Origin of the sequence: Pseudomonas syringae pv. tagetis, from assembly GCF_022557255.1 — a bacterium.
Lineage (GTDB): Bacteria > Pseudomonadota > Gammaproteobacteria > Pseudomonadales > Pseudomonadaceae > Aquipseudomonas > Aquipseudomonas caricapapayae.
The window spans coordinates 1537465-1553679 of the sequence record NZ_CP092923.1 but is presented as its reverse complement, the minus strand read 5'-3'; the positions used below and the strand labels follow the sequence as shown (position 1 = coordinate 1553679).

The 16215-nt window shown below is 58.0% G+C and carries 17 protein-coding genes; 10 read left to right on the top strand and 7 right to left on the bottom strand.

Translation table 11 applies throughout. From position 1 onward, the window contains the following. Window positions 1-339 precede the first annotated feature (339 nt). The 5 genes from rimO to tsaA all read left to right on the top strand — a co-directional run bounded on the left by rimO (window position 340) and on the right by tsaA (window position 4274). On the top strand, window positions 340-1683 hold the full coding sequence (gene rimO, locus MME58_RS06960; protein ID WP_054984534.1) for a 30S ribosomal protein S12 methylthiotransferase RimO: 1344 nt from the start codon (window positions 340-342) through the stop codon (window positions 1681-1683). A 102-nt stretch (window positions 1684-1785) separates the two neighbouring features. Continuing rightward, window positions 1786-2226, top strand: a complete 441-nt coding sequence (locus tag MME58_RS06955; protein WP_055006860.1) for a GNAT family N-acetyltransferase — start codon at window positions 1786-1788, stop codon at window positions 2224-2226. A gap of 92 nt (window positions 2227-2318) precedes the next feature. Further along, window positions 2319-3029, top strand: a complete 711-nt coding sequence (locus MME58_RS06950; RefSeq protein ID WP_055006859.1) for an rRNA pseudouridine synthase — start codon at window positions 2319-2321, stop codon at window positions 3027-3029. Window positions 3030-3107: 78 nt separating this feature from the next. Next, a complete protein-coding gene (locus tag MME58_RS06945; protein ID WP_054984537.1) occupies window positions 3108-3569 on the top strand; it encodes a YehS family protein in 462 nt (153 codons plus the stop codon). Window positions 3570-3581: 12 nt separating this feature from the next. Beyond that, window positions 3582-4274, top strand: a complete 693-nt coding sequence (gene tsaA, locus MME58_RS06940; RefSeq protein ID WP_054984538.1) for a tRNA (N6-threonylcarbamoyladenosine(37)-N6)-methyltransferase TrmO — start codon at window positions 3582-3584, stop codon at window positions 4272-4274. A 79-nt stretch (window positions 4275-4353) separates the two neighbouring features. On the opposite strand, the gene fpr is transcribed toward tsaA, so the two are convergent. Next, window positions 4354-5133 (bottom strand): ferredoxin-NADP reductase, encoded by a 780-nt coding sequence (gene fpr / locus MME58_RS06935; protein ID WP_002554680.1) that lies wholly within the window; start codon window positions 5131-5133, stop codon window positions 4354-4356. Window positions 5134-5256: 123 nt separating this feature from the next. On the opposite strand from fpr, the gene MME58_RS06930 reads away from it, so the two are divergent. Beyond that, window positions 5257-6183: a LysR family transcriptional regulator gene (locus MME58_RS06930; RefSeq protein ID WP_054984539.1), complete on the top strand. Its 927-nt coding sequence runs from the start codon at window positions 5257-5259 to the stop codon at window positions 6181-6183. Between the two features lie 7 nt (window positions 6184-6190). Here MME58_RS06930 and MME58_RS06925 read toward each other — a convergent pair whose 3' ends face one another. From MME58_RS06925 to MME58_RS06915, 3 genes are all read right to left on the bottom strand, one after another. Continuing rightward, window positions 6191-6556 (bottom strand): diacylglycerol kinase, encoded by a 366-nt coding sequence (locus MME58_RS06925; RefSeq protein WP_055006858.1) that lies wholly within the window; start codon window positions 6554-6556, stop codon window positions 6191-6193. An 83-nt stretch (window positions 6557-6639) separates the two neighbouring features. Next, window positions 6640-7287: a response regulator transcription factor ErdR gene (erdR, locus tag MME58_RS06920; RefSeq protein ID WP_054986349.1), complete on the bottom strand. Its 648-nt coding sequence runs from the start codon at window positions 7285-7287 to the stop codon at window positions 6640-6642. Window positions 7288-7534: 247 nt separating this feature from the next. Further along, window positions 7535-8245, bottom strand: coding sequence for a tRNA-uridine aminocarboxypropyltransferase (locus MME58_RS06915; RefSeq protein WP_055006857.1), 711 nt, complete (start codon window positions 8243-8245; stop codon window positions 7535-7537). 278 nt (window positions 8246-8523) lie between these two features. On the opposite strand from MME58_RS06915, the gene MME58_RS06910 reads away from it, so the two are divergent. Further along, entirely contained in the window at window positions 8524-8940 is a 417-nt protein-coding gene (locus MME58_RS06910) for a quorum-sensing-regulated virulence factor family protein (protein WP_002554685.1), read from the top strand. Between the two features lie 192 nt (window positions 8941-9132). Then, window positions 9133-10254 carry an LOG family protein gene (locus MME58_RS06905; RefSeq protein ID WP_055006856.1) on the top strand — a complete coding sequence of 374 codons (1122 nt, stop codon included), beginning with the start codon at window positions 9133-9135 and terminating at the stop codon, window positions 10252-10254. Between the two features lie 4 nt (window positions 10255-10258). On the opposite strand, the gene recX is transcribed toward MME58_RS06905, so the two are convergent. From recX to MME58_RS06890, 3 genes are all read right to left on the bottom strand, one after another. Continuing rightward, window positions 10259-10726 carry a recombination regulator RecX gene (gene recX / locus MME58_RS06900; protein ID WP_055006855.1) on the bottom strand — a complete coding sequence of 156 codons (468 nt, stop codon included), beginning with the start codon at window positions 10724-10726 and terminating at the stop codon, window positions 10259-10261. 5 nt (window positions 10727-10731) lie between these two features. Continuing rightward, window positions 10732-11796 (bottom strand): recombinase RecA, encoded by a 1065-nt coding sequence (gene recA, locus MME58_RS06895; RefSeq protein WP_024644417.1) that lies wholly within the window; start codon window positions 11794-11796, stop codon window positions 10732-10734. Window positions 11797-11889: 93 nt separating this feature from the next. Further along, window positions 11890-12390 (bottom strand): CinA family protein, encoded by a 501-nt coding sequence (locus MME58_RS06890; protein ID WP_082427595.1) that lies wholly within the window; start codon window positions 12388-12390, stop codon window positions 11890-11892. 484 nt (window positions 12391-12874) lie between these two features. Between MME58_RS06890 and mutS the strand changes: the two genes are divergently transcribed. Further along, window positions 12875-15442, top strand: a complete 2568-nt coding sequence (mutS, locus tag MME58_RS06885) for a DNA mismatch repair protein MutS (RefSeq protein WP_162838982.1) — start codon at window positions 12875-12877, stop codon at window positions 15440-15442. Between the two features lie 248 nt (window positions 15443-15690). Further along, window positions 15691-16014, top strand: a complete 324-nt coding sequence (fdxA, locus tag MME58_RS06880) for a ferredoxin FdxA (RefSeq protein ID WP_004657930.1) — start codon at window positions 15691-15693, stop codon at window positions 16012-16014. Window positions 16015-16215 lie beyond the last annotated feature (201 nt).

Genomic DNA, 16215 nt, shown 5'->3' with positions numbered 1-16215 from the left:
GACTACTGAGGTAGTTAAGGCCCGCAAACGCGGGCCTGAATGGACTGATCCAGTCATACGGCCGGCCTGAACCACGCAGTAAATGCGTGCCACCACCCTCGCCAACCCCGCTCACTTTCCTGAATACGCCATATATAGCCGTCCCCCGTCAGTCGGGATTTGTTCGACTCGGTCAGGTCTGCCCGCTCTCGCGTTTCACGTACGTCGTAATTCTCATCCAAACGCTGGTCATCCCGGCCACTCACCGCTAGAATTGCGCACTTTTTGATCAGAGGCGCAGCAAGCGCCCAGTCAGCGCCTGCGCTTTGCGCTCGGGTGCCCTTCACGCCGAGGTTTGCCATGTCCACCGTCACCACGCCGTCCGCCCCCAAGGTTGGATTCGTTTCACTGGGTTGCCCGAAGGCACTCGTTGACTCCGAACGCATCCTGACCCAGCTGCGCATGGAAGGTTACGAAGTCGTCGCGACTTACGAGGACGCTGACGTGGTCGTGGTCAATACCTGCGGCTTCATCGATACGGCCAAGGCCGAGTCGCTGGAAGTGATCGGCGAGGCAATCAAGGAAAACGGCAAGGTCATCGTCACCGGCTGCATGGGCGTCGATGCGAATGTCATTCGCGATGTGCACCCCAGCGTGCTCTCGGTAACCGGTCCGCAGCAGTACGAGCAAGTGGTCAATGCGGTACACGATGTCGTGCCGCCCCGCCAGGATCATAATCCGCTGATCGATCTGGTGCCGCCGCAAGGCGTCAAGCTGACCCCGCGCCACTACGCGTATCTGAAAATTTCCGAAGGCTGCAACCATAGCTGCAGCTTCTGCATCATCCCGTCGATGCGCGGCAAGCTGGTCAGCCGTCCGGTTGGCGATGTGCTGGACGAGGCCAAGCGCCTGGTCAAATCCGGCGTGAAGGAACTGCTGGTCATTTCTCAGGACACCAGCGCCTACGGTGTCGACGTCAAATACCGCACCGGCTTCTGGGACGGCCAGCCGGTCAGGACCCGCATGACCGAACTGTGTCAGGCGCTGGGCTCGATGGGCGTCTGGGTTCGCTTGCACTACGTTTACCCCTACCCGCATGTCGACGAACTGATCCCGCTGATGGCCGCTGGCAAAATCCTGCCGTACCTGGACATCCCGTTCCAGCACGCCAGCCCGAAAATCCTCAAGCTGATGAAGCGGCCAGCCTTCGAAGACAAGACACTGGCACGCATCAAGAACTGGCGCGAGCAGTGTCCTGACCTGATCATCCGCTCGACATTCATCGTCGGCTTTCCCGGTGAAACCGAAGAAGACTTCCAGTATTTGCTGGACTGGCTGACCGAAGCCCAGCTGGACCGTGTCGGCTGCTTCCAGTATTCGCCGGTTGAAGGCGCTCCGGCCAACCTGCTGGACGCCGCCATCGTTGCGGACGACGTCAAGCAGGACCGCTGGGATCGCTTCATGGCCCATCAACAGGCAATCAGCGCCGCGCGCCTGCAGATGAAGATCGGCAAGGAAATCGAAGTGCTGATCGATGAAGTCGATGATCGCGGGGCTGTAGGCCGCTGCTTCTTCGATGCACCGGAAATCGACGGTAATGTGTTTATCGGCCTGGAAGATGGCAGCACCGTTCAGCCCGGCGACAAGATCATGTGCCGCGTTACCGACGCCGATGAATACGACTTGTGGGCCGAGGTGCTGTAAATACGGGCCATTGTCGCAAACGAAAGCCCTGCCCTTGAACCGGCAGGGCTTTTTCGTCTCGGGCCGTTGTCTATGCAGGACTTGCCGAAAGGAGTACGCGAGATGCCGCTATATACCCCGGACACTGACGATTACCCGGAAATGACCGAGGTATGGGAGCGCTCGGTGCGCGCGACCCATGACTTTTTACCGGACGCCTATATCATCAGGCTCAAGGGGCTGCTGACGCAGTATCTGGACAGCGTCACCCTGTTCTGTACCCAGGACGAGCAGTTCAATATCACCGGCTTCGCGGGCGTCAACCGAAACAGGCTGGATATGCTGTTCATCGACCCTAATCATCGCGGCAAGAAGCAGGGTACGCAGTTGCTGACCCACGCAATCGAACACTTCGATATTCATGAACTGGACGTCAATGAACAGAACACGCAGGCTCTGGGGTTCTACCTCAGGCATGGTTTCGAGGTGGTCAGCCGTTCTGAAGTCGATGGCCTCGGCCAGCCCTATCCCATGCTCAGAATGCGCCTGATCGGCCGTAACTGACGTCGATTGCAGTGCAAATGCAATGTTGCCGCGATTAACCAGCGTCGGGCGGTTACAATGGCACCTTTCTAATCAGCAAACGGCTTTTCTTCATGACAGACCCCATTCGCCTTTCCAAACGCCTTATCGAGCTGGTCGGCTGCTCCCGCCGGGAGGCCGAACTGTTTATCGAAGGTGGCTGGGTCACTGTGGATGGCGTGGTTATCGAAGAGCCGCACTTCAAAGTCAGCACCCAGAAAATCGAACTGAGCCCTGACGCCAAGGCTGACGCGCCGGAGCCCGTCACGATCATTCTGCACAAACCTGCCTTGGCAAGTGCCGAAAGCGCCCTGCAGATGATCACGCCAGGCACTCTCTCGGTAGAGCACAGCTACAGCAAGCGCCCACTCAAAGGTCATTTCATGCGCCTTGAGGCCATTTCAAGCCTGCAAGCCAATGCCAGTGGCCTGATGGTATTCAGCCAGGACTGGAAAATCCTCCGCAAACTCACTGACGACCGCAGCAAGATCGAGCAGGAGTACGTGGTGGAAATTTCCGGCGAAATGGTCGCTCACGGCCTAAACCGGTTGAACCACGGCCTGACCTATAAGGGCAAGGAGCTGCCAGCGGTAAAGGCCAGCTGGCAGAACGAGAACCGTCTGCGCTTCGCAATGAAAAATCCTCAGCCCGGTATCATCGCCCTGCTGTGCGAAGCCGTTGGCCTGAAAGTCGTCGCCATGCGCCGTATCCGCATCGGCGGCGTGTCCATGGGTAAATTGCCCGAAGGCCAGTGGCGCTACATGACGACCAAGGAAAAGTTTTAATCATCGCGACACCCACCTTATCAACGCGCGCGTGACCACCGTCATGCGCTGCCATACGCTTATCAGGAAACACGCCCCATGATGAACAACGACGTACTGCGCAGCGTGCGCTACATGCTCGATATCAGCGACAGCAAGATCGTCGAAATCACCGCCCTGACCGGTTTTGAAGTATCAAAAAGCGACGTCATTGCGTTCATGAAGAAAGAGGAAGAAGAAGGCTACCTGGATTGCAGCGATGAAATCATGGCGCACTTCCTTGACGGCCTGGTCTACTTCAAGCGTGGCAGGGATGAAAGCCGTCCGCCGCAGCCGATCGATTTGCCAATCACCAATAATATTGTCCTGAAAAAACTGCGCGTGGCGTTCGAACTGAAAGAAGATGACATGCACGCCATCCTCAAATCGGTGGACTTCCCGGTCTCCAAGCCCGAGCTGAGCGCGCTGTTCCGCAAGGTCGGCCACACCAACTACCGTGCCTGTGGCGATCAGCTGCTGCGCAATTTCCTCAAGGGTCTGACCTTGCGCGTGCGTGGCTAAGCGGCCGACCCCATGAGTTACAACGTCTCCCCTGTCGGCTTTGTGCGCTCCTGCTTCAAGGAGAAATTCGCCATCCCGCGTCAGCCACACCTGGCTCCGGCAGCACGTGGAGTGCTGGAACTGGTGGCACCTTTTGATCAAGGTGAAGCTGTTCAGGGGCTCGAACAGGTCAGTCATGTCTGGCTATTGTTCCTGTTCCATCTCGCGCTGGAAGATACGCCGCGCCTGAAGGTGCGCCCTCCACGCCTGGGCGGCAACCAGTCAATGGGGGTGTTTGCCACACGCGCAACGCACCGCCCGAACGGCATCGGCCAGTCGGTGGTCAAGCTGGACAAAGTCGAAGCCGGTCGACTGTGGCTGTCCGGCATCGACTTGCTGGATGGCACTCCGGTACTGGACATCAAGCCTTACGTGCCCTACGCCGATGCCATCGCCGAGGCAACCAACCCTATAGCCAGTGCTGCGCCAACGCTGATACCGGTGCAATGGCAGGACAGCGCCTTGCTACAGGCCCGCGATCACGCGCTACGCCTGAATGAACCGGTGGTCGAACTGATCGAGCAATGCCTGGCGCAAGACCCGCGCCCGGCCTATCAGCGACCCACGCCGGAGCGCCGCTACGGTGCTCAGCTGTGGGATCTGGACGTGCGCTGGCACTACCCGCAGCCTGGGGTGATTTGCGTGCTTGAAGTTCAGCTCGTCTGAAATCATTCCAGTGACAAATCCCGCGCATAAAAAACCCGCCTGATCCCTTCAAGGACGAGGCGGGTCTTGTGAGGCTTACTTACTTTTCGACGAACGCACGCTCGATCAGGTAGTCGCCTGGCTCGCGCATGCGTGGCGAAACGGTTAGGCCAAAGCTGTTGAGCACTTCGCTGGTCTCATCGAGCATGCTCGGGCTGCCGCACAACATGGCGCGGTCGTCCTGCGGGTTGATGGGCGGCAGGCCGATGTCGCTGAACAGCTTGCCGCTGCGCATCAGGTCGGTCAGGCGGCCTTCGTTCTCGAACGGCTCACGCGTAACGGTCGGGTAATAAATCAGCTTGTCGCGCAGCGCTTCGCCGAAGAATTCGTTCTGCGGCAGGTGCTCGGTGATGAATTCGCGGTAGGCGACTTCGTTCACGTAGCGTACGCCGTGGCACAGGATGACTTTCTCGAAACGCTCATAGGTTTCAGGATCCTGGATGACACTCATGAACGGCGCAAGGCCTGTACCGGTGCTCAGCAGATAGAGATGCTTGCCCGGCTTGAGGTCGTCCAGCACCAGTGTGCCTGTAGGCTTCTTGCTGATGATGATTTCATCGCCTTCCTTGAGGTGCTGCAACTGCGAAGTCAGCGGGCCATCCGGCACCTTGATACTGAAGAATTCCAGATGCTCTTCCCAGTTCGGGCTGGCAATCGAGTAGGCGCGCATGAGCGGACGACCGTTTGGCTGCTGCAGACCGATCATGACGAACTGACCGTTCTCGAAACGCAAACCAGGATCGCGGGTGCACTTGAAACTGAAGAGGGTGTCGTTCCAATGGTGGACGCTGAGGACACGCTCGTGGTTCATGTTGCTCATGTACGTGAGGACTCCTGAAAAAATAGTGCGCGCAGAAGCACTGCGCTATTGCGCGACATTCTAGTGGCAGACACAATATCTGTTAAATGAATTATCAAGATATAGGTTATCGGTTATATAGATATGCGATTTACTCTCCGCCAGCTCCAGGTTTTCGTCGCCGTCGCCCGACAGGAAAGCGTGTCCAAGGCAGCCGTGCTGCTTTCGCTTTCGCAGTCCGCTGCCAGCACCTCCATCACCGAACTGGAGCGCCAGTCGAGCTGCCAGCTGTTTGATCGTGCCGGCAAGCGGCTCAGCCTTAATGCCACAGGCAGGCAATTGCTGCCGCAGGCCGTTGCGCTGCTGGATCAGGCCAAGGAAATCGAAGACTTGCTCAATGGCAAATCAGGCTTCGGCTCGCTGGCGGTCGGGGCGACGCTGACGATTGGCAATTATCTGGCGACCCTGCTGATCGGCGGGTACATGCAGCGCCATCCGGAAAGCCAGGTCAAGCTTCACGTCCAGAACACCGCGCATATCGTGCAACAGGTTGCTCACTACGAGATAGATCTGGGCCTGATCGAAGGCGATTGCAGCCACCCGGACATCGAAGTTCAGTCCTGGGTCGAGGATGAACTGGTGGTGTTCTGCGCCCCCCAGCATCCACTCGCCAGACGCGCCCATGTAACCTTGGAAGAACTGACCCATGAAGCCTGGATCCTCCGGGAACAGGGCTCGGGCACGCGTTTGACGTTCGATCAAGCCATGCGCCATCACCGTAACGGGCTGAATGTACGGCTGGAGCTGGAACACACCGAAGCCATCAAGCGAGCGGTCGAGTCAGGATTGGGCATTGGCTGTATTTCCAGACTGGCACTGCGCGATTCGTTTCGTCGCGGCAATCTTGTAGAACTGGCCACGCCGGAGCTGGATCTGGCGCGTCAGTTCTATTTCATCTGGCATAAACAGAAATATCAGACTTCGGCCATGCGCGAATTTCTCGAACTGTGCCGCGCGTTCACTGCCGGAGTGAAGCGCAGCGACGAGATCGTACTGCCGAGCCTGTACTGAAAAAGCCCTAACCCAACAGAATGATGCCCCACACCAGAGCAATGATGCTCAGCGCAATGAGCTGGGCAGCGCTGCCCATGTCCTTGGCGTTCTTGGACAACGGATGCAGGTCCAGAGAGATTCGATCAATGGCGGCCTCTACCGCAGAGTTGAGCAACTCGACAATCAAGGCCAGCAGACAGACCGCAACCAGCAAGGCATGCTCGGCCTTGCTGACGTGCAGGAAAAACGACAGCGGGATCAATACCACATTGAGCAGTACCAATTGGCGGAAAGCCGCTTCGCCTTTGAAGGCAGCTGACAGACCATCAAGGGAATAGCCTGCAGCATTGAGGATACGTTTCAGACCGGTTTGGCCTTTGAAGGGCGACATAGAGAGGCTGCTGTGTAAAAAAGATGAGGAAAGCTAAGGCACCAAAGGTCAAAAAAGCGTGAATGCTTGCAACCTGAAAGCCGTTAGCTGGACGAGATGGACTCGAGCTGCTGCAACAACAACGCAGCCTGAGTGCGCGTGCGCACGCCAAGCTTGCGGAAGATGGCCGTGACATGCGCTTTGATAGTGGCTTCGGAGACGCTGAGTTCTGAGGCAATCTGCTTGTTCAGCAAACCCTCGCAGACCATGGTCAACACTCGAAACTGCTGCGGCGTGAGACTGGCAAGGCCAGCGCTTGCAGCTTTCGCCTCATCGGAAACACTGACCACTTCATTGACCTGTGGCGGCCACCAGACATCGCCATCGAGCACGGTGCGTACCGCCTGCTGAATGACTTCGAGCGAACTGGATTTGGGAATGAACCCGCTGGCACCAAACTCTCTGGAACGCACGACGATCGACGCCTCTTCCTGCGCCGAGACCATCACCACCGGTATCTGCGGATACTGCCCACGTAAAAGGACCAGCCCGGAGAAGCCATAGGCTCCCGGCATGTTCAGGTCCAGCAGCACCAGATCCCAATCCGCCTTGTCTCCCAGACGAGACTCGAGCTGGGCAATGCTTTCTGCCTCGACCAGCCGCGCTTCAGGCCCCAGACCAATGCTCAGCGCCTGATGCAGCGCGCTGCGAAACAGGGGATGATCATCAGCGATCAGGATGTCGTAGGTCATGTAGTGATCCTGTTTTTATAGTGGATGGCCGACAGAATCAGCCACCCGGCAAGACTGGCGAACGGGCATCACGGCGCCCCGCAAAGGGCACCAGTGCCACGCCAGACAAGATGAATCGGCTTCCAGGCGGCGCCAAGCATGCCCAGCAAGACCATGACGGTCAAGCGCGAAGCGCCGATACCCGGGAACATAGGTGGCAATCAGCCCAAACCGGATAGATCAGCAGCATTTCGCTATCGAAAAACCCTCAAATGAAAGCCTTCAAATGGGTATGCGCAGCATCGTCTGGATCAATCGGCTTCAGGTACTTGGCACCCAGATAATGGGCGCTGAATACGTCCAGGTAAGCATCCAGCACGCCACTGGCGGTGGTGTCCCCGGCCAGTTCCAGACAAAGGGCAGCCACTTCCGCGGTGCAGAAGTGATCATCGCGCCTGGATCGACGCAAACGGTAACGCGAGATCTGCTCAGGCTCCAGACTCAATACCGGAAACCTCTCCAGATACGGACTTTTGCGGAACATCTTGCGCGCCTCGGTCCAGGTGGCATCCAGCAGAATGAACAGCGGGCGCTTGCCATCCGCATGCGACACGCGCGTCACTACGCGCTCTTCGGCAACGAACTCACCAGGAAAGACGATATAGGGTTGCCACTGCGGATCGTCCAGCAAAGCGAGCAACTGCTCGTCGACCTCGATCCGCGACCAGCCAAAGGCGTGAGTGTCCTTGATGACATCGGCAATCAGCCAACCGGTGTTGGTCGGTTTCAAGGGCTCGGTGTCATACATCAGCAGGCACATACCCGACTCGGCAGTAACAGCAGGTCGCCATGCGCACAGGCAATAACTGGAGATGATCCGACAATCCGGGCAGCGCGGCGCACGGGAGCCGCGAGCGATAAAGGGCCTGGTGCTACGGGCCAGACGCTCGTCGCGCAGGCGGGATACGGCATGGCTCATTACAGGACACGCCTGCGGGAGAAAGACATCGACACCACAAAGACTCGGCAGGATTAAAGTGCGCGCAGTTTATCAGAGCACCGGCCCTTCAACGCGCTTTCGGTCAAGCAGCTGCTGCCACTTCAGCACGGCCAGGCTGAAACGGCAAAGCCCCTAGGCCCGATGAAGGCTCCTGCTCTATACTGCTGCGCCATTGCAGCCCGCGCTATTGGCGGACTGACCGGAACGCACTTTGAAGTCGCTGGTCCAACGGCCAGCCACTTAATCAGGAGAGTTTGATGCTGCGCCTTATCGTACCCACCCTTACGCTTTTGCTCGTTGCTCCGCTGTGCGCCCAGGCGGCATCGAAACAGGAGTTCGAACTCAGCAAGATGCTGGAAAAAGTCGCTAAGGAAAGCAGTGTCGGCACGCCAAGAGCGATCAATGAAGACATCCTGGACCAGGGTTATACCGTCAGCGGCAACGAACTGATCAATCACCTGAGCGTACGCGAAGGCCAGGCGCAGCAAATGCGGGCCAACCCGGATGTGATGCGCAACCAGCTGGGTAATAGCGTTTGCCACAATAATGGTTTTCGCCAGTTGATGACCAAGGGTGCCGTACTCAAGTATCAGTTCACCGAGTACAAGACCAATCGACCGGTTGCCACCCAGACTTTTCAGGCCTCTGATTGCACTGTTAAGCCAAAGAAATAAGCGCCCCGAACACTTCCCCCCTTCCCGCGCGCCTGCCCCCCAGGCGCGTCAGCTCGATGCAGCTCAAGACATCCTGCAATCAATCCTCACTGCAAATGCACTGGGAATGGGTAGCCTTTCTCCGCAAACCGGGACATCATCGATTCAACACGCCCCAACGGGCCATTGATTCTGCAGGAGGATAAATCCCGAATGCCGTATGTACCTGACGATCTTCTATCCCGACACTTTCAAAGCAACGGGCTCGACCTGACCAGCAAAGTTGAAGAACACATCAACGTTGTCGCGCCGGACAGTAGAAACCTGCCGCTGTACCGCGACATGATTCTCACTGTGCTACGCATGGCGCAGGACGACCGGAACCGTTGGGACGTCAAAATAACACTGCAAACCCTGCGCGAACTGGACAAAGCCTTCCGGGTGCTCGAACGCTTCAAGGGCCGCCGCAAAGTCACCGTATTTGGCTCCGCACGCACACCCATCGAACACCCCCTCTACGCACAGGCCAGAGAGCTGGGCGAAAAACTGGCCCAGTCGGACATGATGGTCATTACTGGCGCTGGCGGCGGCATCATGGCGGCAGCTCATGCAGGTGCAGGTCTGAAACACAGCCTGGGGTTCAACATTACCCTGCCGTTCGAACAGCACGCGAATCCGACGGTAGAGGGCACGGAAAATCTGTTGCCGTTCCATTTCTTTTTCACGCGCAAGCTGTTTTTCGTCAAGGAGGCCGATGCGCTGGTGCTGTGCCCGGGCGGATTCGGAACCCTGGATGAAGCGCTGGAAGTGCTGACGCTGATACAGACTGGCAAAAGCCCGCTGGTGCCCGTCGTGTTGCTGGATACGCCTGGCGGCAGTTTCTGGCAAGGTGCGCTGGACTTCATCAGGAACCAGTTGCAGGACAATCACTACATTCTGCCAGCCGACATGAAACTGATGAGACTGGTCTACAGCGCCGACGAGGCTGTTGAAGAGATCAACCGGTTTTATGGCAACTTCCACTCCAGCCGCTGGCTGAAGAACAAGTTTGTGATCCGTATGCGCCACGCGCTCAGCGAACAGGCCCTTGAACACATGCAGGAGGCTTTCGCCGATCTGTGCGTCAATGAAAGCTTTCATCAGCACGGTTACCAGGGCGAAGAGCACGATGAAGCGCAATTCAGTCACCTGACGCGACTTGCATTTACGTTCACAGGACGTAATCAGGGCAGACTTCGTGAGCTGGTGGACTACATCAATCAGCAGCAGAACTGGGAGGAAGCTTCAGCGACAAGAGAGGCTGCGCAGGGCAACGCGCTACCGAAAGCTCGCTGATACGTCAGTCATCCCCGCCACGGCCGCTTAGCATGCGGCCGATCATGTCTAGCGGATAGCCGCGATAACTCAAGAATCTTCCTTGTCTTGCCCGCTCACGCGCATCGGCAGGCAGAACGCCAGCAAACTTTCGCTGCCAGAGTTCGTGAAGCTTCTCCTGCCAGTCCACGCCGCATTCCCTCAGCGCCAGCTCAATGTCGGCACGCTGCAAACCACGCTGACTCAGTTCTTCCCGAATACGAACAGGGCCATAGCCCGAGCGCGCCCGATAGGAAACGAAGCTTTCAAGGTAACGGGATTCGGAGAGCAAGCCCTCCTCGACCAGTCGGTCAAGGGCAGCATCGATAAGCTCTGAAGGAGCGCCGCGCTGACGCAGTTTACGCGTCAGCTCGACCCGACCGTGCTCGCGACGTGCGAGCAGGTCCATTGCGGTGCGCCTTACGGCGACGGGTGTATCAAGTACGACAGGCATGGCTATCAGATATCGGCATCTGCTTCGGCCACATCATCGGCAACAACTGCTTCACGAGAACCGACTGCTTTGGTGTCGACACCCGGGGTCAGCAGCTTGTCGCGGATCTGCTTTTCGAGCGCCTTGCAGATTTCCGGATTGTCCGCCAGGAACTTGGCCGAGTTGGCCTTACCCTGGCCGATCTTGCTGCCTTGGTAGCTGTACCAGGCGCCGGACTTCTCGACGAAACCATGCAACACTGCCAGATCAACGATTTCGCCGTTCAGGTAGATGCCCTTGCCATAAAGAATCTGGAACTCGGCCTGACGGAACGGCGGAGCCACCTTGTTCTTGACGACCTTGACGCGGGTTTCGCTGCCGACCACCTCGTCGCCTTCTTTAACAGCACCGGTACGACGGATATCCAGACGTACCGAAGCGTAGAACTTCAGCGCGTTACCACCGGTGGTGGTTTCCGGGCTACCGAACATCACGCCGATCTTCATGCGGATCTGGTTGATGAAGATAACCAGACAGTTGGCATTCTTGATGTTGCCGGTAATCTTGCGCAACGCCTGGGACATCAGACGCGCCTGCAGACCCACGTGCATGTCGCCCATTTCGCCTTCGATCTCTGCCTTCGGCACCAGCGCAGCAACGGAGTCGACAACGATGACGTCGATGGCATTGGAGCGCACCAGCATGTCAGTGATTTCCAGTGCCTGCTCACCGGTGTCCGGTTGCGAAACCAGCAGGTCGTCGACGTTGACGCCCAACTTGCCGGCGTATTCCGGATCAAGTGCGTGTTCGGCGTCGACAAACGCACAGGTAGCCCCCATTTTCTGGGCCTGCGCGATGACCGACAGGGTCAACGTCGTTTTACCGGAAGATTCCGGACCGTAGATTTCTACGATCCGGCCTTTCGGCAGGCCGCCGATGCCAAGCGCGATATCCAGACCCAGTGAGCCGGTCGAAATGGCGGGAATGGCCTGGCGATCATGGTCACCCATGCGCATCACGGCACCTTTACCGAACTGACGCTCGATCTGACCCAAGGCCGCAGCCAAGGCTTTCTTCTTGTTGTCGTCCATTGAAGTCCTCACGTAATCAAATTCAATTAGGGCCTTGATGGCCACAACACCTGTATAAGTAGACAGTATTATTCCACAGCGATGAGCGCGCGCCTACCCCTGTTTTGGCATTTCTCCACGAGCAAGCTGTATCAGCCCTTGCAGAGCGGCTTCGACTGCCTGTCGACGGACCTGATCCCGGTCGCCATCAAACTGGTGACGCCGTGTAACCAGTGCGTCATCCTTGCCCCAGCACAGCCATACAGTACCAACCGGCTTGTCCGGCGAACCGCCGCCGGGGCCTGCGACACCGCTGACCGCGACGGCAAATCGCGCACCACTTTCACGCTGCGCGCCCCGCACCATGGCCTCAACGACCGGCTGACTGACCGCCCCGACCTGCGCGAACAAGGCTTCGGGCACACCTAATTGTCGGGTCTTCTGGGCATTCGAATACGTTACATAACCCGCTTCGAACCATGCCGAGCTGCCGGCGATGCGCGTAATTGCTTCGGCTATCGCGCCTCCCGTGCAGGATTCGGCAGTGGTCACTTGAGCATTGATAGCGTCGAGGAGCCTGCCAAGCGTATCGGCAAGCCCGGTTATCTCGTCCACGGTGTCTTCGTTCATGCTGGAAGCCTGTGAAAGTCATTGCAGAGACAGTGCATACGCCGTTCAGCGGCTTTGCACGTGCCGATTCATTCAGTCATTTTTCCTGCGAGCAGGCTTTTTGACCGTTTCTACCGTCGTTTCTCTCGGCCTTTTTCTGGCTTCTTCCAAAGGGATGAAGCGTCCGTTGACAGAGTCCCTTGCCCGTTTGTTTTTCATATATAAGTCCTTTTTTATACAATGCCGCCCGACGATCGGGTGGCAGCGATGAAAGTCTATACGGCACATCGACGTTCATGGCGGCCGGGAAACGCCCGGTCACCAATAAGCAGTGCCACGCTGCAACTGCACCGCTTGGTCGAGCATGATAACCTTGCGGCCATCGCACATACCGGCAGACGCACCTTGGTTCAGGGACGGATCACCCGTCATGTCTCAAGGTTGCCTCACCCATCTCAAGAACTTGCCTAAGCCACTGATGAACAAAGCAATTTCCGACCTCTCCTCACATACGCCCATGATGCAGCAGTACTGGAAGCTCAAAAACCAGCACCTGGATCAATTGATGTTCTATCGCATGGGCGATTTCTACGAGATCTTCTACGAAGACGCGAAGAAAGCCGCCAAGCTGCTGGACATCACCCTGACCGCACGCGGCCAGTCGGCAGGTCAGAGCATTCCCATGTGCGGTATTCCTTACCACGCCGCCGAGGGCTATCTGGCCAAGCTGGTGAAACTGGGCGAATCGGTCGTGATCTGCGAGCAGATCGGCGACCCGGCCACCAGCAAGGGGCCGGTGGATCGTCAGGTGGTGCGTATCATCACGCCAGGGACCATCAGCGATGAGGCCTTGCTGGATGAGCGCAGAGACAATCTGATCGCTGCCGTGCTGGGTGATGAGCGCCTGTTCGGCCTCGCCGTACTGGATATCACCAGCGGCAACTTCAGTGTGCTGGAGATCAAGGGCTGGGAGAATCTGCTGGCCGAGCTCGAACGCATCAACCCGGTCGAGCTGTTGATTCCAGACGACTGGCCGCAAGGTCTGCCTGCTGAAAAGCGCCGTGGTGCGCGACGTCGTGCACCGTGGGATTTCGAGCGGGATTCGGCCCATAAAAGTCTGTGTCAGCAGTTTTCGACCCAGGACCTGAAAGGTTTCGGCTGCGAAAGCCTGACCCTGGCCATCGGTGCCGCAGGCTGCCTGCTCAGTTACGCAAAGGAAACCCAGCGTACCGCCCTGCCTCACTTGCGCAGCCTGCGTCACGAGCGTCTCGACGACACTGTAATCCTCGATGCTGCCAGTCGGCGCAATCTGGAGCTGGACACCAATCTTTCCGGTGGCCGCGACAATACCCTGCAATCCGTCATGGACCGCTGCCAGACCGCAATGGGGACGCGTCTGCTGACTCGCTGGCTGAACCGACCGCTGCGCGATCTGACGATTCTTCAGGCACGCCAGACGTCCATTACCTGCTTCCTGGAGCGCTATCGCTTCGAAAACCTGCAACCGCAGCTCAAGGAAATCGGTGACATCGAGCGGATTCTGGCGCGTATCGGCCTACGCAATGCCCGCCCACGGGACCTCGCTCGTCTGCGCGATGCCCTGAGTGCATTGCCTGAACTGCAACAGGCGATGACCGACCTGGACGCGCCGCACCTGCAGCAGCTTGCGCTGACTGCCAGTACCTATCCGGAACTGGCCGATCTGCTGCAGCGCGCGATCATCGACAATCCGCCCGCCGTGATTCGCGACGGCGGCGTTCTCAAGACCGGCTACGACGCCGAGCTGGATGATCTGCAATCGCTGAGTGAAAACGCCGGTCAGTTCCTGATCGATCTGGAAGCTCGCGAAAAGGCCCGCACCGGCCTCGCCAACCTTAAAGTCGGCTACAACCGCGTGCATGGCTACTTCATCGAGTTGCCAAGCAAGCAGGCTGAGCAGGCACCGGCCGATTACATACGTCGCCAGACTCTCAAGGGAGCCGAGCGCTTTATCACACCCGAGCTCAAGGAGTTCGAAGACAAGGCGCTTTCAGCGAAAAGCCGCGCTCTGGCACGCGAGAAGATGCTCTACGAAGCGCTGCTAGAGGACCTGATCGGACATCTTGCGCCACTTCAGGATACGGCAGCGGCGCTGGCTGAGCTGGACGTGCTGAGCAACCTCGCAGAGCGCGCGCTGAATCTGGACCTCAATTGCCCTCGGTTTGTCGCCGAGCCCTGCATGCGCATCGAGCAAGGCCGTCATCCGGTCGTCGAGCAAGTGCTGAGCACACCGTTCGTTGCCAACGACCTGGCGCTGGACGACAGTACTCGCATGCTGGTCATCACCGGCCCGAACATGGGCGGTAAATCGACCTATATGCGTCAGACGGCACTGATCGTGCTATTGGCTCACATCGGCAGCTTCGTGCCTGCCGCCAGCTGTGAGCTGTCGCTGGTCGACCGGATCTTTACCCGTATCGGCTCCAGCGACGATCTGGCGGGCGGCCGCTCGACATTCATGGTTGAAATGAGCGAAACGGCAAACATCCTGCACAACGCCACCGATAGAAGCCTGGTGTTGATGGACGAGGTCGGACGCGGTACCAGTACCTTCGACGGCCTTTCGCTGGCTTGGGCTGCAGCTGAATGCCTCGCGCAATTGCGGGCTTACACACTGTTCGCAACGCACTATTTCGAACTGACGGTTTTGCCGGAAAGCGAACCCTTGGTGACCAATGTGCACCTGAATGCCACTGAACATAACGAGCGAATCGTGTTCCTGCACCGCGTACTGCCAGGGCCGGCGAGCCAGAGCTACGGCCTGGCTGTGGCACAGCTTGCGGGCGTTCCGGGGAAAGTCATCACTCGCGCCAAGGAGCACTTGCAGCGTCTGGAAACCACCAGCCTGCCGCACGAGCAGCCGAAGGCCAAACCCGGCAAACCTGCGGTGCCGCAGCAGAGCGATATGTTCGCAAGCCTGCCTCACCCGGTGCTCGACGAACTGTCGAAGGTCAAAGTCGATGATCTGACACCGCGACAGGCACTGGATTTGCTATACACATTGCAAACTCGCCTGTGACGCGAAGCGTTACATGCTGTTAGAATCCCGCGCGGTTTGGGACGCTCTAGGCTTTTAGCCTGGCCGGGGCGTTTTCGAGCCGCGTGAAAATGCAGCGAACCTAAGGCAGGTAGCAGGCGACGCAGTTCCACTGCTTCAAGGCTGCCCACCAAAAGCACGTATTTTCATAGGGCCGGGAAACCTCCCGAACCTGGCAACCCTGTCTGGAAGGGCTCTGCCGCAGCAGCCGCCTGAGGAGAAAATTAGAAATGACCTTCGTCGTCACCGACAACTGCATCAAGTGCAAGTACACCGACTGCGTAGAAGTCTGTCCGGTGGACTGCTTTTACGAAGGCCCGAATTTCCTGGTGATCCACCCGGACGAGTGCATCGACTGCGCACTCTGCGAGCCTGAATGCCCTGCCGTGGCCATTTACTCGGAAGACGAGATCCCTGCCGGCATGGAAAACTTCATCGAGCTCAACGCCGAGCTTGCCGAGGTCTGGCCCAATATCACCGAAAAGAAAGACGCGATGCCGGATGCGGCCGAGTGGGATGGCAAACCCGGCAAGATCGCTGATCTGGAACGCTAGATTCCATACAGACAAAAAGGCCCTCGACGGGGCCTTTTTTTGTTGAACGCGGTTTTTTCGCAGGTAAAAAAAAGGGGCGGTATGACCCGCCCACATTTTATCCTTGATCCCTGTATTCCCTTGTCATCATCCTGATGAATCGCATCCCGCGATGTCCTTGACCGTCATCCTTGATGGCCTGTGCCTGTCCGTTGGCACAGC

Bases quoted from the DNA above. Each gene is read 5' to 3' on its own strand.
- rimO (WP_054984534.1), top strand. From the start codon at position 340: ATGTCCACCGTCACCACGCCGTCCGCCCCCAAGGTTGGATTCGTTTCA.
- MME58_RS06955 (WP_055006860.1), top strand. From the start codon at position 1,786: ATGCCGCTATATACCCCGGACACTGACGATTACCCGGAAATGACCGAG.
- MME58_RS06950 (WP_055006859.1), top strand. From the start codon at position 2,319: ATGACAGACCCCATTCGCCTTTCCAAACGCCTTATCGAGCTGGTCGGC.
- MME58_RS06945 (WP_054984537.1), top strand. From the start codon at position 3,108: ATGATGAACAACGACGTACTGCGCAGCGTGCGCTACATGCTCGATATC.
- tsaA (WP_054984538.1), top strand. From the start codon at position 3,582: ATGAGTTACAACGTCTCCCCTGTCGGCTTTGTGCGCTCCTGCTTCAAG.
- fpr (WP_002554680.1), bottom strand. From the start codon at position 5,133: ATGAGCAACATGAACCACGAGCGTGTCCTCAGCGTCCACCATTGGAAC.
- MME58_RS06930 (WP_054984539.1), top strand. From the start codon at position 5,257: ATGCGATTTACTCTCCGCCAGCTCCAGGTTTTCGTCGCCGTCGCCCGA.
- MME58_RS06925 (WP_055006858.1), bottom strand. From the start codon at position 6,556: ATGTCGCCCTTCAAAGGCCAAACCGGTCTGAAACGTATCCTCAATGCT.
- erdR (WP_054986349.1), bottom strand. From the start codon at position 7,287: ATGACCTACGACATCCTGATCGCTGATGATCATCCCCTGTTTCGCAGC.
- MME58_RS06915 (WP_055006857.1), bottom strand. From the start codon at position 8,245: ATGAGCCATGCCGTATCCCGCCTGCGCGACGAGCGTCTGGCCCGTAGC.
- MME58_RS06910 (WP_002554685.1), top strand. From the start codon at position 8,524: ATGCTGCGCCTTATCGTACCCACCCTTACGCTTTTGCTCGTTGCTCCG.
- MME58_RS06905 (WP_055006856.1), top strand. From the start codon at position 9,133: ATGCCGTATGTACCTGACGATCTTCTATCCCGACACTTTCAAAGCAAC.
- recX (WP_055006855.1), bottom strand. From the start codon at position 10,726: ATGCCTGTCGTACTTGATACACCCGTCGCCGTAAGGCGCACCGCAATG.
- recA (WP_024644417.1), bottom strand. From the start codon at position 11,796: ATGGACGACAACAAGAAGAAAGCCTTGGCTGCGGCCTTGGGTCAGATC.
- fdxA (WP_004657930.1), top strand. From the start codon at position 15,691: ATGACCTTCGTCGTCACCGACAACTGCATCAAGTGCAAGTACACCGAC.